Consider the following 14,416-nt stretch of genomic DNA (forward strand, 5'->3'; position numbering starts at 1 on the left):
GGTAAAACAATTGGTTACCTGAGAAACGCCCCATTAGGACTTTGAGACGTTTCCCACGGCCCCTACCGCGCTGTAGGAGCCGGCTTGCCGACTCCTACGCGGGCTCGCGGATTTTGTACCAGGCCACATACAACGCCGGCAAAAACAGCAGCGTCAGCAGGGTGGCGATGATGATGCCGCCGATCATCGCGTAGGCCATCGGCCCCCAGAACACTTCCCGGGCGATGGGGATCATGCCCAGGCTGGCCGCCGCCGCCGTCAGCAGGATCGGCCGGCGCCGGTGTTCGGTGGCCTGCACCACCGCGTCCCACGGTGTGTAGCCATCACGCTCGTAGGCGTCGATCTGGGTCACCAGGATCACCGAGTTGCGGATGATGATACCGATCAACGCCAGAATCCCCAGGATCGCCACAAAGCCCATGGGCGTGCCCGTGGGAATCAGCGCCAACACCACGCCGATCAGGCCCAGTGGGGCCACGCTGGCCACCAAGAACATTTTCTGCACGCTGTGCAACTGGATCATCAGGAAGGTCGCCATCAAGAACAGCATCAACGGCACCACACTGGCAATCGGGCCCTGGGCCTTGCCGCTTTCCTCCACGGTGCCACCGGTAGCGACCGTGTAGCCCACCGGCAAGCCGGCGCTGAATTTCTCGATTTCAGGCTTGAGCTGCTTGACCAGGTCGGTCGGCTGCATCTCGTCGCGCACGGCGGCCTTGATGGTGATGGTCGGCTTGCGATCACGGCGCCACACCAGCGGCTGCTCCAACTCGTAGCGCACGGTGGCAAAGGCCAGCAATGGGATCGAGGTGCCGCTGGGGGTGACGATCTGCAGGTTCTGCAAGGTTTCCGGGGTGCCGCGCTCGGCGTCTTCGGCGCGGCCGACCACGTTGATCAGGTAGATATCGTCGTGTACCTGGGTCACGGCCGAGCCGCTGACCACGCTGTTCATCAACTGCGCCACGTCTTCGGACGACAGCCCAAGCTGGCGCGCCTTGTCCTGGGCGATATCGACCCGCAGCACTTTGCCCGGCTCGTTCCAGTCATAGATGATCTCGCCCAGGTGCGTATTTTTATCCAGCAACGTCGCCAGTTCGATGGCGTGTTTGCGCACCTGGTCGATGTCCTTGCCAGACACCCGGTACTGGATCGGCCGCCCGACCGGCGGGCCCATTTCCAGGGGTTGGACAAAACTGCCGACGCCCACGAAGTCATCGCGCAAACGTTTTTGTAGGCGCTCGATCAACGCGCCGCGCTCCTCCAGGCCCTTGCTGACAATCACTAACTGCGCGTAGTACGGGTTCTCCAGTTGCTGGTCCAGGGGCAGGTAGAAACGGATCGCCCCTTGGCCGATATAGGTGCTCCAGCGTGCGATGTCGGGGTCGTCCTTGATGATTGCCTCAAGCCGATCCACGGCCTTGCGGGTTTCGTTGATCGAGGCGTTTTGCGGCAGGTTGAGGTCGACGAGGATTTCCGGGCGATCCGACGACGGGAAAAACTGGTTCTGCACAAACTGCATGGAAAACACCGACGCCACGAACAGCAGCACCGTCAGGCCAATCGCCCACCAGCGGTTGCGCATGGCCCACAGCATACCGGCGTTGAACACCCGCCCGATCCGCCCCGGCTCTTCACTGTGGGGTTTGACCTTGCTGCTGAGGATATGCACGCCAATCACCGGCGCAAACAACACGGCCACCACCCACGACACCAGCATCGCCACCGCAATCACCGCAAACAGGGTGAAGGTGTATTCGCCGGCCGAGCTGGCATTGAGGCCAATCGGCACGAAGCCGGCCACGGTCACCAGGGTGCCGGTGAGCATGGGGAACGCGGTGGAGGTGTAGGCGTAGGTCGCGGCCTGCTCCAGGGTCTCGCCTTTTTCCAGGCGCGTGATCATCATTTCCACGGTGATCATCGCGTCATCCACCAGCAAACCGAGGGCGATGATCAACGCACCCAGCGACACCCGCTGCATGGTGATGCCGCTGTACTCCATAAAGACAAACACCAGTGCCAGCACCAGCGGGATCGAGCACGCCACCACCAGCCCGGCACGCAGGCCCAGGCTGATAAAGCTCACCACCAGCACGATGATCACCGCTTCGAACAGCGCACTGGTGAAACCGCCGACGGCCTCTTCCACCACCTCTGCCTGGTCCGACACCTTGTGCACGCCGATGCCCACCGGCAGGTCGGCAGTCAGCTCGTCCATGCGCTGGTGCAGGGCCTTGCCGAACTCCTGGATATTGCCGCCCTTCTGCATGGCGATGGCCAGGCCAATGGCTTGCTGGCCGTTGAAACGAAACATCGGCCGCGCCGGATCCACATAGCCACGGCTGATATCCGCGATATCCGCCAGGCGGTAGAAGCGGTCATTGAGCCGCAGGTTGACGTCAGCCAGATCCTTTTCCGAGGCGAATTGCCCGGAGGTACGCACCGAAATCCGCTCCGGCCCGGCCTCGATCACCCCGGCCGGGGTCACCGCGTTCTGGGCTTGCAGGCTCTGCACCACTTGGCGCTGGTCAATCCCCAGGGCGGCCAGTTTGCGCGTGGAAAAATTCAGGTAAATCACTTCGTCCTGCTGGCCGATCATCTCGACCTTGCCCAGCCCCGGCACCGCCCGGATTTCGGCGCGCACCTGCTCGACGTAGTCGCGCAACTGGCGCATCGACATGCCATCGGCGGTAAAGGCATACACCGAGCCAAACACATCACCGAACTCGTCGTTGAACGACGGTCCCTGCAAGCCCTGGGGGAAAGTGCCGCGAATGTCGTCGATCTTCTTGCGCACCTGGTACCAGATCTCGGGGATCGCCTTGGCGCTGGTGGTGTCCTTGAGGAACACGAAGACCGTGGATTCACCGGGCCGGGTGTAGCTTTTCACATAGTCCAGGGAGTCCAGCTCTTCGAGCTTTTTCTCGATGCGGTCGGTGACCTGTTTGAGGGTTTCTTCCTGGGTCGCGCCCGGCCAGCGGGTCTGGATCACCATGGTCTTGATGGTGAAGGACGGATCTTCCTCGCGCCCCAGGTTCATGTAGGAAAACACGCCCATCAGCAGCGCAACGAACATCAGGTACCAGACGAAGGACTGATGCTTGAGTGCCCAGTCGGATAAGTTGAAGCTCCCTTTCATCGCGGGCTGTCCTCGTCGGTTTTGACTTTTTGTCCGGGTTTGAGGCTATTGACGCCGGCGCTGACGACCCGCTCGCCAGGCTGCACGCCGCCGTTGAGCACGACACTGCTGGCATCACGGCTGACCAGGGTCACGTCGCGGGGTTGCACGGTCTGCTGCTGCATATCGATGACCCAGATGCGGGCCTTGCCCTCGACATCCTGCACCGCGCTGGCGGGCAACTCGATGCGTGGCGCGATGGCCGAACTCAAGGTCACACTGATCGCCGTGCCCAACCGGAACGCCGGGGGCGTCTGGGCCAGGGTCAGGCGCGCGCGACGGGTGCGGGTTGCGCTTTGTGCCTGGGGCTCGATCTCGCGTACGGTGGCGGTGGTGTTGATGCTGGGGTCCAACTGGCTGGCCACCAGGAACACCACATCCGGCGGCAGACGCTCGGCGAGGCCGGCGGGCAGGTCGATCACCGCTTCCTTGATATCCGGACGGGCCAGGGTCACTACTTGCTGGCCGGCGCTGACCACCTGGCCGGCCTCGGCATTCCAGGCGGTGACGATGCCACCGTGGTCAGTGCGCAACTCGGCGTAGTTGAGCTGGTCCTTGGCCTGGTCCACCGAGGCCTTGGCCTGGTCGAGGGAGGCCTGGGTAGTTTTCAGGTCGGTCTGGGCAATGTCCAGTTGCGCCTGGGCGCCGACGCCACGGTTGAACAACTCCTGCTGGCGCCGCGCATTGGCCTGGGCGTTGATAAATTGCGCCTGGATCCGCGCCAGGTCGCCCTGGGCGGCGCGCAGCTGGTTCTGCTGGTCGGTGGGGTCGAGCACCGCCAGCAAGGCGCCTTTTTCGACTTCGGCGCCCACATCCACCGCACGCCGGGCGATGCGCCCTGGCACCCGGAAACCCAGGTTACTTTCATAACGCGCCTGGATGCTGCCGGCAAAGCGCCCGAGGTGAGCCTGGTCTTCGGCCTTCACCTCGACCCAGAGCACCGGCCTTATAGGCTCCGGCGCCGGTTCTTCCTTGGAACAGGCGATCAACAACAGGCTGCTGGCGAGGATCAGCGTCAGGTGCTTCATGGCTGCACGCCCTTGGCCTGGGCCTGGTCCGGCGCCTGGGCGATCTCCACTACCATGCCTGGATGCAGCAATTGCCCACCGGCCACTACGACTTTTTCGCCGCCCTTGAGGCCATCGCTGATGATCACCTTGCCGGTCAGGTAGCGCGCGACAGTGACCTTGTGCAATTGCGCCTTGCCGTCGCCATCCACCAGCCACACGGCGGGCTCGCTGAGATCCTTGGTCAGTGCAGCCCAAGGCAGTTCGATGCTGGCCTTGGCTTGCCCGTTGGCGGTGGCGCTGACCACCGAACCCAGTTGCATGCCCTTGGGCAAGGCCTCCAGGGCAATCTTCACCTGCACCGTGCCGCTGCTGGCCGCAACGGCCGGGGTCACTTCACGCACCCGGCCCACGGCCTTGATGCTCGGGTTATCCAGCAGGCTGACGGTGATTGGCGCATCCGGCGGTGGCTCCGCCAGCAGCGATTCGTAGACGTTGAATACCGCGTCGCGCTCGCCGTCACGGGCCAGGCTGAAAATCGGCACGGTGGCCTGCACCACCTGGCCGACTTCGGCCTGGCGCGCGGTAATCACCCCCGGCGCTTCGGCGATGAGGGCGGTGTAGCCCAACTGCTCGCGGGCGTTGGCCAACTGCGCCTGCGCCGCCGCCAGGGCACTTTGGCTGCTGCGCAAGGCGGCCTGGGCCGCGTCGTACTCGCTGCGGCTGGTGTAGCCCTTGGGCAGGAGTTTCTCCTGGCGCACAAAGGCCGCCGCCGTCTGTTTGACCCGCGCCTGTTCCGCCACCACCTGGGCCTGGGCGGAATCGACGTTGGTCTGCAAATCCTTGGGATCGAGCCTGGCCAGCACTTGCCGGGCCGTCACGCGGTCGCCCACATCCACCATGCGCTGGATAATCTTGCCGCCCACGCGAAACGACAAATCGGTCTGCACCCGCGCCTGGATATCCCCGGTAAGGGTCACCGCCGCCGCGAAATCGGACGGCTGCACGGTTTGCACAAACACCCTGGAATGGGCCTTGGGTTCAGGCTTTTGCTGGCCACAGCCGCTCAGCAATGCCAGCAGAGCAAGGCCACAAATAACTGTTGAGGTGGGACCGCCCATGCAGGCTCCTTTTGCGTGATACCGACGTGCCAGTGTGTATGCGACTGTGAGCTTAGTTCAGGGTTCCGCCTTCGACTAGGGGAATTACGTGGCCTCGGTTGATCGCCGGCAAGCCGACTCCTACAGGGTAAGATGGCGGTCCATACCGGCCGGGAACGCCCCTGATGCTGAAAACCTTAGCGGTGGCCAATTACCGCTCGATCAATAATTTGGTGGTACCGCTGGATCGGCTGAACCTGATCACCGGCCCCAATGGCAGCGGCAAATCCAACCTGTACCGCGCCTTGCGCCTGCTGGCGGAAACCGCCCAGGGCGGCGTGATCAATGCCCTGGCCCGCGAAGGAGGCCTGGACTCGACGTTCTGGGCCGGCCCCGAAAACATCAGCCGGCGCATGCTCAAGGGCGAAGTCGCGGTGCAGGCCAGCGTGCCCCAGGGCGTCAAGCGTTTGCGCCTGGGCTTCGCCGGCGAAGACTTCAGCTACGCGATTTCCCTGGGCTTGCCAGTACCCAGTTCGTCGTACTTTTCCCTGGACCCCGAGATCAAAAAGGAATGCATCTGGGCCGGCCACGTCTATCGCCCGGCCAGCCTGCTGGTGCAACGCTCGGGGGCGATGATCCGCGCCCGAGACGGGCGGGCCTGGGATGTGCTGGCCCAACACACGCCCGACTACCACAGCCTATTCGACCAGGTCGGCAGCCTGCGCGGCTCGCCCGAAGTGCTGATGCTGCGCGAAAGCATTCGCGGCTGGCGCTTCTACGACCACTTTCGCAGCGACGCCGATGCGCCGGTGCGCCTGCCCCAATTGGGTACGCGCACACCGGTGTTGCACCACGATGGCCGCGACCTCGCAGCCGCGTTGCAGACCATCCGCGAAATCGGCGACCCCGAGGCCTTGCATCGCGCAGTCAGCGATGCGTTTCCCGGCGCACGCCTGAATATCCAGCCGTTGCAGGGCGGACGTTTTGCCATTGAGTTTTATCAGGAAGGGTTGCTGAGGCCACTGTCGGCGGCGGAGTTGTCGGACGGCACCCTGCGCTACCTGCTGCTGATCGCCGCCCTGCTGACGCCACGCCCGCCTACGATGATGGTGCTCAACGAACCGGAAACCAGCCTGCACCCGGACCTGTTGCCGGCCTTGGCGCGCCTGATCATCCAGGCTTCAAGGCAATGCCAGGTGTGGGTGGTGTCCCATGCCAGCCGCTTGATCGCGGCGTTGCAGCAGGACGAGGGATGCAATTCGATTGTGCTGGAGAAGGTGATGGGCCAGACGCAGATTGTGGGGCAGCGGGTGTTGGATGAGCCGGCGTGGCATTGGCCGAGTTAGGCAGTGTGTTGGAAGCCCTTCGCCCGGTGCCGCACACCGGGCATCTGAACACTCACGGTGCAGTACCAAAGTAATCGCTGTCTATGCGCAGAATCACTCCCATTATTTAAATAGATGGAATTTTTCCTTCAGAACTTTATGAGCTTAACTTCGGAGGCATCCGACTTTACTTAAACCCTATATCTCTTCAGGGTGACGACCTGGCACTTACGCCTAGTTTTAATCACTTCATACACCAAGCTTAGTGCAACACATACGTCATGAACGAGAATATAAAATGAATACAGCCCAGCCTGCACGTCACACCAACGAAGCTTGCGCTGACTTTCTCCGCGACCTAGACAAGTCGAAAATCACGGAGAACATACAAGACACCTGCAACGAAGAGGTGTTGACCCTCGTCAGGCAACAGCAAGAATACAGAAAAGCCCATCCTCCTATCGCTATTTACCGAATCGCAGCGCAAGGCAGCCAAACCCGCAACGGTGGCGTTATTGAACAAGCCACTTCTCCGATGGAATTCAAACTGCCTAATGGGCAGCACGTACACGCCGCGCAGAAAGGTGATTACGCTGTATACAACGACGGCACTAAAGCACAAATTGTAACCGCCGCAGGAGCAGACTACAGCCATATTGCATTAGTGGGCAGCGTGCTCAGTAACGGTGACGAAATCATCAATACACCGCAAAGCTCTTCGTTGATCATATTACGTGCGGGAGTGTCGAAAGCTGAAGATTTTTTGCAATCTATTTGAGTGCTTAACCGCAAACCGTTACACCAGTTGACTACCCGCTAGTTAGATAACACTTAACCACGTCCAAATAAAAGATAATTGACGGTCGCAACGCGACATTACTCGACCGCAAACAATAAGGAATAACAATGAGTGAAGGTCATTTCATTGGTCGCGGTGACAAGACCACCTGCGGCGGGATCGTCCTGGATGGAGATGTGAGGGTAACTATATTCGGTCTACTTCATGCCCGCGAAGGGGGCGAAGTCACATGCGGCATAGACAGGAAGATCTATCAGATTATCGGTGGCATATCGCACATAGAGAGTCATGGCAAACTTGTAGCGGGCACGTTGGACAGTTTCAGCAGTTGCCCCTGCCGAGCGCGGCTGATTCCCTCGGTGTACACGGCGACCTACAGCAACCAAGGCACTGCACCGCGAGTGGCCAGGCGAGCCGCCGAACCCACCGCGCCACCCGTTACCCAACGACCGGCAGCTGCGACCTCATCCAGCCTGGCGCTTTCAGCCAATCGCGCTCCAGCCGTATTCAACAGCGTTGAGCCCCAGGAACCTGGGTTCTACGTGGTCCCCAAAAGCATGACCCGCGAAGCGTTGGAGGCGGTCCTTTTCCCCGAGCACAACCCCGCCGTCATGAGCAAGTTTCAGGGGCTTAACCCCTATAAGGGCGAGGTTAAAGCCGGCTCGATCATCGTGTTGAGTGATCCGAACAACACCGCCTGCACTTACCAGGAAGCCCTGTTGATGCAGGCCGCCCAGCAAGTAGACGCAGCGCTGGAGCCCCTGACACCCGAGGAGGCCGACTTTCTGTACCGGCACGGCGCAGAAATCGCCGGGTTTATCGGCCACACCTCAACCTGGCTGGGCGTCAGCGCGGTGGTGATAGAGCAGCACCTGAGCAACCTGCGCGACACCCTCCAAGCCATCGAGCGTCTCCATCAAGAGAGCTATCGCCGGGAAGGACACCTCAAGTCCCCGCAATTTCTCGCTGATCGCAAGCGCCTGCTGGCTCAGTTGGATGCCCATCTGTTGAAGTCCACTCGCCTGCGTGGCCAGACAACCCTGGGCGATCACCCCAAACTGAAAACCGCCCTCGGCATATCCAGTCGCAGCCTGGTGCATCACTGGGGCAAGGCCGGAGCACCCGGACAAATTCCGGGGTATGCCACCCATGTGGAAGCAACCAGCCGTGCAGCCAACTACATGAAGACCGGCGGGTACATCGCCATTGGTATTGGCGGCGTGTCTTCGTTATTGGCTATTCAGGAGGTGTGTAATGGGGGGACTGTGGAAGCTTGTGAGAGGGTTAAGTTTGTTGAGGGGGGGAAATTTGCAGGGTCTACGATGGTTGGTGCTTTGGGTGGTGTGTCAGCTAGTTCGGTGAGCGGTCCAATCTGCATAGCGATTGGCGTATCTACAGGAGGTATCGGGGGTGTTGTGTGTGTCGCCGCGATAGTGGGAGTTGGCACATGGGCGGCCACTACTGTCGGTGGTATGGCAGGTGAAGCACTGGGAGAGCAAATTTACCAGGCGACTCAACCATGACCATTATCGATAGTTGGCCTCTCTGGTTTGCGATTTTTTTTCTAGGGGCGCCACTGCTGATAGGCGTTGCCGGCATCGCCCACAGTCTGCATCTAAGCCACCGTCACCTGGACGCAATAAAAGAGGCCCTGAAGAACAGCCACTACATTTATATTTGGGGTCCGAGCTTGGGGAGGCGCGGTTTTATTTGGTCGATCCTGGAAATATCAAAAATCACCGGAATGATCGTTTGGCCCAAGCCCTTTATCAGGATTGGGGAACTAGACCCACTCGATTTCAAAAATTTCCCTCCTCACTTGAAATGGTGTTTGATCGCCAACTTAACGATGATAAACATTCCACTCGCCTGGATGATAGCTATAGCCTTTTTATTAAAATTCAGGTAATTCGAATGTAGCCTCAATTGAGTTGTTATGTATGCACAGCATGCCTTAATAGGGACTGGCATATGGATGAATATAGTTATCGATGAGCCGAGAGGGAAATACATGAGCAAAACAATTACCAAGACTACATAACCATGACCAATATCGATACCTGGTCTCCCTGGGTTGCGATTTTTGTTCTAGCGGCCCCATTCCTGCTTGCATATGTAGGGGCGGAATACAGTCTGTACTTGAGCCATTGTCATCTGGGAGCAATAAAGGAGGCCTTGAAGAACAGTCGATATATTTACATTTGGGGGCCGAGCCTGGGGAATCGCGGTTTGATTTGGTCGCTTTTTGAAATATCAAAAATCAGCGGAATGATTGTATGGCCCAGATCCGCCATCATGATTGGTGAACTAGATCCAGTCGATCTTAAAAACTTCCCACCTCACTTGAAACGACATTTGATCGCCAACCTGACGATTATGAGCATTTCTTTAACCTGGGGAATAGTTTCAGTCGCGCTAGTGAAATATTAATAATTCTGGCCAACTCCAAAATTTAACTGCCGTATATACGCTGCATATTTAGTAAGTTCTGGCTATTCAGCAGGTGTGTAATGGGGGTTCTGTGGAAGCTTGTGAGAGGGTTAAGTTTGTTGAGGGGGGGGAATTTGCAGGGTCTACGATGGTTGGTACTGTGGGTGGTGCGGTAGCTCGTTCGGCGAGCGGTCCGATCTGCATGGCGATTGGCGTATCTACAGGAGGTGTCGGGGGTGTTGTGTGTGTCGCCGCGATAGTGGGAGTTGGCACATGGGCAGGTACGACTCTCGGTGCTATGGGTGGCGAAATAGGCGGAGAAATTATGTATGAGAGAACGTTGCCATGATAACAGAGGGTTTCTGGACGTCCTGGCTGGCTTTTTGGATGCTAAGTGGTGCGCCGGGCCTGATCGGAGTTGCCGCTATCGCCCACAGCCTGTACCTGAGCCGCCGTCATCTGGGCGCTATAAAGGAGGCATTGAAAAACAGCCACTACATTTATATTTGGGGGCCGAGCTTGGGGAGGCGCGGTTTTATTTGGTCGATCCTGGAAATATCGAAAATCACCGGAATGATCGTTTGGCCCAAACCCTCTATCAGGACTGGAGAACTAGACCCACTCGATCTCAAAAATTTCCCTCCTCACTTGAAATGGTATTTGATCGTCAACTTAACGATGATGAGCATTCCACTCGTCTGGTTGATAGCTGTAGCCTTTTTATTGAAATACAGGTAATTCGGATGTTACCTCAATTGAGATATTATGTATGCACAGCATGCCTTAATAGGGACTTGGATATGGATGAATATAATTCATCAATGATCCGGGAGGAAAACACACGGACAAAACAATCGCCAAGACTACATAACCATGACCATTATCGATAGTTGGCCTCTCTGGTTTGCGATTTTTTTTCTAGGGGCGCCAATGCTGATAGGCGTTGCCGGTATCGCCCACAGTCTGTATCTAAGCCACCGTCACCTCGAAGCTATAAAGGAGGCCCTGAAGAACAGTCGATACATTTATATTTGGGGGCCTAGCCTTGGGAGGCGCGGTTTGATTTGGTCTCTTTTGGAAATATCAAAAATCACCGGAATGATTGTGTGGCCTAGGTCGGCCATCATTACTGGTGAACTAGACCCGGTCGATCTCAAAAATTTCCCTGCTCACTTGAAACGGTATTTGGTCATCAACTTAACGACGATAATCTTTTCTTTTACCTGGATGATAATTACATACTTCCTGATTAAGTATTGGTAATTCTGACAGCGCCTCACCCGGCCCTCATTGCAGAAAGTGCCGGGTGAAGCCTTCAACTTGCCTGCAATAGCGACTTCAACCCTGCCACTTACCCCCTTCAACAATCACACTCTCAGGCTTGGTGTCATCGCTCAGTTCTTTACGCACGTACTGGTCATACAGCTTGAGCAAGAACTTCTCTTCACCCAACTTGGCCAACTCGGCATTCACCCAGTCGCGCAGTTCGATATTGCCCTTCTTCACCGCCGGTGCAATCGGCGCTTCGTCACCCAGTTTCTGTTCCAGCACGCGGTAGCCCGGGTTCTGTTTGGCCCAGCTGAACAGCACCAGGTTGTCCTGGGCATAGGCATCACCACGCCCAGCCGACAAGGCTTGCAGTGACTCGGAGTTTTTCTCGAACTTGAGCAGTTTCCAGTCTGGATGGTTCTTGGTCAGCCAGATGTCGGCAGTGGTGCCGGTGGTGACGATGGTGGTACGGGTCGCCAGGTCGTCGAGGCTTTTGACCACGCTGTCGTTAGGCACCAGGGCCTGGACCGCGACTTTCAGGTTGGGGTTGGTGAACTCCACCGCTTCCTTGCGCTCCGGGGTCACGGTCATGTTGGCGAGGATCAGGTCGACCTTGTCGCTCTGCAAAAACGGAATGCGGCTGGCCGGCTCCACGGCCACGAACTCGACCTTGTTTTCGTCACCCAGCAGGTCCTTGGCAAACCGGCGGCCGATGTCGGTATCAAAGCCGACGTAGCGCCCGGCTTCATCGACAAAGCCAAACGGCGGCTTGTCGGTAAACACGCCGACGATCAGCTTGTCGCGGGCCTTGATCTTGTCGATGTAACTCACCGCCGCCGGCGCGGCAGCGGCGGGTTTGGCCGGTTCTTCAGTTTTGTTGCAGCCGGCCAGTAAGGCGAGGCCGAGCAGCGGCAGTAACAACTTGGCAGTTTTCATGACAGCTCCAGTTCCTTGATTTTCTTGGGCAGTGTTGAAACAAACGAGAATTTCTCGAGGAACTGCTGCGCGCGTGCGGTCTGCGGGTTCGTAAAGAAGGCCTCGGGGGTGTTGTGTTCGAGGATGCGGCCAGCCTCCATAAACACCACGCGGTCGGCGACGGCGCGGGCAAAGGCCATTTCGTGGGTAACGATCAGCAGGGTCATGCCATCGCGGGCCAGGTCCTGGATCACTTCCAGCACCTCCTTGACCATTTCCGGGTCGAGGGCGGCGGTGACTTCGTCAAACAGCATGACCTGGGGGTTCATGCACAGCGAACGGACGATGGCGATACGTTGCTGCTGGCCGCCCGAGAGCTGGCGCGGGAACGCATCGCGCTTGTCGGCGAGCCCTACCCGCTCCAGCAGTTTTTGCGCCTGTTCACGGGCTTCGCGGGGCTCGCGCTTTTGCACTTTGAGTGGGCCCAGCAGGATGTTGTCGAGCACGCTCATATGGGGGAACAGGTGGTAACTCTGAAACACCATGCCTACGTCCTGGCGCACCTGGCGCCAGTCGGTGTGTTTATCCAGCAGCTCTTTGCCGGCCAGCCGCAGGCTGCCGCTGTGGGCCACTTCCAGGCCATTGAGGCAGCGCAGCAAGGTGCTTTTACCGCAGCCGCTGGGGCCGAGGATCACCACCACTTCGCCGCTTTGCACCCTCAGGTCGATGCCATTGAGCACCTGCTGTTCGCCGAAGAATTTATTGAAACCCTGGAACTCGATCAGTGCGCTCATGCTTGGGCCCAGCGCCGTTCCAGCACCTTGGAGGCGGCCGACAACGGGTAGCAGATAAAGAAGAAAAACAGGAACAGCGCGCCGTAGATCAATACCGACTCGTAAGTGCGCTCGATGATTTGCTGGCCGACCTTGATCACGTCCACCACGCCGATCAGCACCGCCAGGGAGCTGGTCTTGATGATCCGCGTGTAGACGTTGATGGTCGGCGGCGTCATACGCTTGAGCGCCTGGGGCAACAGCACGTAGCCGTAGAGCTGCGGCGCCGACAAGCCAATCGACAGCCCCGCCTCCCGCTGCCCGCGCGGCAGCGAATGCAAGGCCCCGCGCACCACTTCGCCCACTTCACTGGCGCCCCACAGCGACAGCACCAGCACCGCGCACCAGAAACTGGGGATGCTCAGGCCGGTGAAAATCGGCAGGCCAAAAAACAGCAGATACAGCCACACCAGCACCGGAATCGCGCGGAACAATTCCAGGTAAATGCGCAGCAGCAGGTTGATCGCCCGCACATTCAAAGTGCGCAGCACCCCATACACCACCCCGCCAATGGTGCTGAAGGCGATGCTCAAAAACGAAATCGACAGGGTTTGTGCAGCGCCCTTGCCCAGTTGCGGCAACGACACCCACAACAATTCAAGACCCGAACTGGCCATGCTGGAGCCTCCTTTCCAGGCGGCTGAGCAGCAGCGACAGCGGCAAGAACAACAGCACGCAAATCAGCGTGAGCACGGCGAGCATCTCGTAAGTCTTGTAGTAGAGGGCGATGTAGCTTTTGGTGGTGTAGAGAATCTCTGGCACCGCCACCGCCGACACCACGGTGGTTTCCTTGAGCAGGAAAATGAAATTGGCGAACAGCGCCGGCAGGCTGAGGATCCCGGCCTGGGGCAGGATCACATGGCGCAGCAACTGCCAGTCGGACAGGCCGATGGACTTACCGGACTCGATCTGCGCCAGCGGCACCGCTTCCACACCAGCGCGCAGCACTTCGGTGAGGTAGGCGCCGCCCAAAAAGGTCATGGTGATGATCGCCGCCCAGAACCCGGAGATATTCAAACCCAGGGCCGGCAAGGCGAAGTACACGAAGAACAGCTGGATCAGCAGCGGCGTGTTGCGCGCCAGCTCCACATACAGCGCTACCAGGCGCGACAGGTAGGGCGTGCGGAACACCAGCAGGGCCGAGTTGATCAGCGCCACCAGCAGCGAGGTGCCGATGGCGATCAAGCCTACTTGCAGGGTCACCCCCACGGCCTTGAGAAACGCCGGCAGGGTGCTGAGGATAAACGCGTAGTCGAAGGTCATTTCAAGTCCTGGGCGCCGCAGGGGTAATGCGGCGTAAACGCAGTCCGGTCCAGCGTGGGTAACGCCGGGAAGCGCTGACTTTAAAGGTATAAAAACCAAAATTTAAATACCGAAATAGCATATTGATATCACCCAAAAAGCTAACCGGCGGATTCGCCGGGTTGCCGGGTGACAGCTATTGTTCTGGGGGGTGTAGGAAGGGTCTTTTTTTCAGCGCTGAACCACAGGGAAGGACAGCGCGTGCCCAGACTGAGGGCCATTTAACAGCGAGGGAATGCCAGATGAGCGAGACAAAACCGA

At 58.7% G+C, this 14,416-nt stretch carries 13 protein-coding genes; 6 read left to right on the forward strand and 7 right to left on the reverse strand.

The genetic code is table 11. The annotated features are described in order from the left end of the window. Positions 1 to 94: 94 nt before the first annotated feature. From HBO11_RS22630 to HBO11_RS22640, 3 genes are read right to left on the reverse strand one after another with little or no spacing between them, the layout of a single operon-like run. Entirely contained in the window at positions 95 to 3,136 is a 3,042-nt protein-coding gene (locus tag HBO11_RS22630) for an efflux RND transporter permease subunit (protein ID WP_169953916.1), read from the reverse strand. Continuing rightward, on the reverse strand, positions 3,133 to 4,203 hold the full coding sequence (locus HBO11_RS22635; protein ID WP_169953917.1) for an efflux RND transporter periplasmic adaptor subunit: 1,071 nt from the start codon (positions 4,201 to 4,203) through the stop codon (positions 3,133 to 3,135). The genes HBO11_RS22630 and HBO11_RS22635 overlap by 4 nt, the downstream gene beginning before the upstream one ends. After that, on the reverse strand, positions 4,200 to 5,303 hold the full coding sequence (locus HBO11_RS22640; protein ID WP_169953918.1) for an efflux RND transporter periplasmic adaptor subunit: 1,104 nt from the start codon (positions 5,301 to 5,303) through the stop codon (positions 4,200 to 4,202). The genes HBO11_RS22635 and HBO11_RS22640 overlap by 4 nt, the downstream gene beginning before the upstream one ends. Positions 5,304 to 5,467: 164 nt before the next feature. Between HBO11_RS22640 and HBO11_RS22645 the strand changes: the two genes are divergently transcribed. From HBO11_RS22645 to HBO11_RS22670, 6 genes are all read left to right on the forward strand, one after another. Further along, positions 5,468 to 6,628 carry an AAA family ATPase gene (locus HBO11_RS22645; protein ID WP_169953919.1) on the forward strand — a complete coding sequence of 387 codons (1,161 nt, stop codon included), beginning with the start codon at positions 5,468 to 5,470 and terminating at the stop codon, positions 6,626 to 6,628. Positions 6,629 to 6,905: 277 nt separating this feature from the next. Then, a complete protein-coding gene (locus HBO11_RS22650) occupies positions 6,906 to 7,385 on the forward strand; it encodes a hypothetical protein (protein ID WP_169953920.1) in 480 nt (159 codons plus the stop codon). A 128-nt stretch (positions 7,386 to 7,513) separates the two neighbouring features. After that, positions 7,514 to 8,929 (forward strand): PAAR domain-containing protein, encoded by a 1,416-nt coding sequence (locus tag HBO11_RS22655; RefSeq protein WP_169953921.1) that lies wholly within the window; start codon positions 7,514 to 7,516, stop codon positions 8,927 to 8,929. After that, the gene (locus HBO11_RS22660; protein ID WP_169953922.1) at positions 8,926 to 9,315 is read left to right on the forward strand and encodes a hypothetical protein; all 390 of its coding nucleotides are present in this window, start codon (positions 8,926 to 8,928) and stop codon (positions 9,313 to 9,315) included. The genes HBO11_RS22655 and HBO11_RS22660 overlap by 4 nt, the downstream gene beginning before the upstream one ends. Positions 9,316 to 9,449: 134 nt before the next feature. Beyond that, positions 9,450 to 9,836: a hypothetical protein gene (locus HBO11_RS22665; protein ID WP_169953923.1), complete on the forward strand. Its 387-nt coding sequence runs from the start codon at positions 9,450 to 9,452 to the stop codon at positions 9,834 to 9,836. A gap of 345 nt (positions 9,837 to 10,181) precedes the next feature. Continuing rightward, positions 10,182 to 10,574: a hypothetical protein gene (locus HBO11_RS22670; protein WP_169953924.1), complete on the forward strand. Its 393-nt coding sequence runs from the start codon at positions 10,182 to 10,184 to the stop codon at positions 10,572 to 10,574. Between the two features lie 600 nt (positions 10,575 to 11,174). On the opposite strand, the gene HBO11_RS22675 is transcribed toward HBO11_RS22670, so the two are convergent. Genes HBO11_RS22675 through HBO11_RS22690 form a run of 4 tightly spaced genes read right to left on the reverse strand, consistent with a single transcriptional unit; the run spans position 11,175 to position 14,116 of the window. Continuing rightward, positions 11,175 to 12,041 carry a transporter substrate-binding domain-containing protein gene (locus HBO11_RS22675; protein WP_169953925.1) on the reverse strand — a complete coding sequence of 289 codons (867 nt, stop codon included), beginning with the start codon at positions 12,039 to 12,041 and terminating at the stop codon, positions 11,175 to 11,177. Continuing rightward, positions 12,038 to 12,814: an amino acid ABC transporter ATP-binding protein gene (locus HBO11_RS22680; protein ID WP_169953926.1), complete on the reverse strand. Its 777-nt coding sequence runs from the start codon at positions 12,812 to 12,814 to the stop codon at positions 12,038 to 12,040. Before HBO11_RS22680 ends, HBO11_RS22675 begins: the two co-directional genes overlap by 4 nt. Further along, positions 12,811 to 13,470, reverse strand: a complete 660-nt coding sequence (locus HBO11_RS22685; RefSeq protein ID WP_076962043.1) for an amino acid ABC transporter permease — start codon at positions 13,468 to 13,470, stop codon at positions 12,811 to 12,813. The genes HBO11_RS22680 and HBO11_RS22685 overlap by 4 nt, the downstream gene beginning before the upstream one ends. After that, positions 13,451 to 14,116 (reverse strand): amino acid ABC transporter permease, encoded by a 666-nt coding sequence (locus tag HBO11_RS22690; protein WP_169953927.1) that lies wholly within the window; start codon positions 14,114 to 14,116, stop codon positions 13,451 to 13,453. The genes HBO11_RS22685 and HBO11_RS22690 overlap by 20 nt, the downstream gene beginning before the upstream one ends. Between the last annotated feature and the right edge of the window lie 300 nt (positions 14,117 to 14,416).

The sequence above is a fragment of the Pseudomonas sp. WS 5010 genome, assembly GCF_012985565.1.
GTDB lineage: Bacteria > Pseudomonadota > Gammaproteobacteria > Pseudomonadales > Pseudomonadaceae > Aquipseudomonas.

What these genes read in the sequence shown, in the direction of transcription:
- HBO11_RS22640 (WP_169953918.1), bottom strand. Translation starts at nt 5,303, where the DNA reads ATGGGCGGTCCCACCTCAACAGTTATTTGTGGCCTTGCTCTGCTGGCA.
- HBO11_RS22655 (WP_169953921.1), top strand. Translation starts at nt 7,514, where the DNA reads ATGAGTGAAGGTCATTTCATTGGTCGCGGTGACAAGACCACCTGCGGC.
- HBO11_RS22650 (WP_169953920.1), top strand. Translation starts at nt 6,906, where the DNA reads ATGAATACAGCCCAGCCTGCACGTCACACCAACGAAGCTTGCGCTGAC.
- HBO11_RS22630 (WP_169953916.1), bottom strand. Translation starts at nt 3,136, where the DNA reads ATGAAAGGGAGCTTCAACTTATCCGACTGGGCACTCAAGCATCAGTCC.
- HBO11_RS22660 (WP_169953922.1), top strand. Translation starts at nt 8,926, where the DNA reads ATGACCATTATCGATAGTTGGCCTCTCTGGTTTGCGATTTTTTTTCTA.
- HBO11_RS22665 (WP_169953923.1), top strand. Translation starts at nt 9,450, where the DNA reads ATGACCAATATCGATACCTGGTCTCCCTGGGTTGCGATTTTTGTTCTA.
- HBO11_RS22690 (WP_169953927.1), bottom strand. Translation starts at nt 14,116, where the DNA reads ATGACCTTCGACTACGCGTTTATCCTCAGCACCCTGCCGGCGTTTCTC.
- HBO11_RS22685 (WP_076962043.1), bottom strand. Translation starts at nt 13,470, where the DNA reads ATGGCCAGTTCGGGTCTTGAATTGTTGTGGGTGTCGTTGCCGCAACTG.
- HBO11_RS22635 (WP_169953917.1), bottom strand. Translation starts at nt 4,203, where the DNA reads ATGAAGCACCTGACGCTGATCCTCGCCAGCAGCCTGTTGTTGATCGCC.
- HBO11_RS22645 (WP_169953919.1), top strand. Translation starts at nt 5,468, where the DNA reads ATGCTGAAAACCTTAGCGGTGGCCAATTACCGCTCGATCAATAATTTG.
- HBO11_RS22670 (WP_169953924.1), top strand. Translation starts at nt 10,182, where the DNA reads ATGATAACAGAGGGTTTCTGGACGTCCTGGCTGGCTTTTTGGATGCTA.
- HBO11_RS22675 (WP_169953925.1), bottom strand. Translation starts at nt 12,041, where the DNA reads ATGAAAACTGCCAAGTTGTTACTGCCGCTGCTCGGCCTCGCCTTACTG.
- HBO11_RS22680 (WP_169953926.1), bottom strand. Translation starts at nt 12,814, where the DNA reads ATGAGCGCACTGATCGAGTTCCAGGGTTTCAATAAATTCTTCGGCGAA.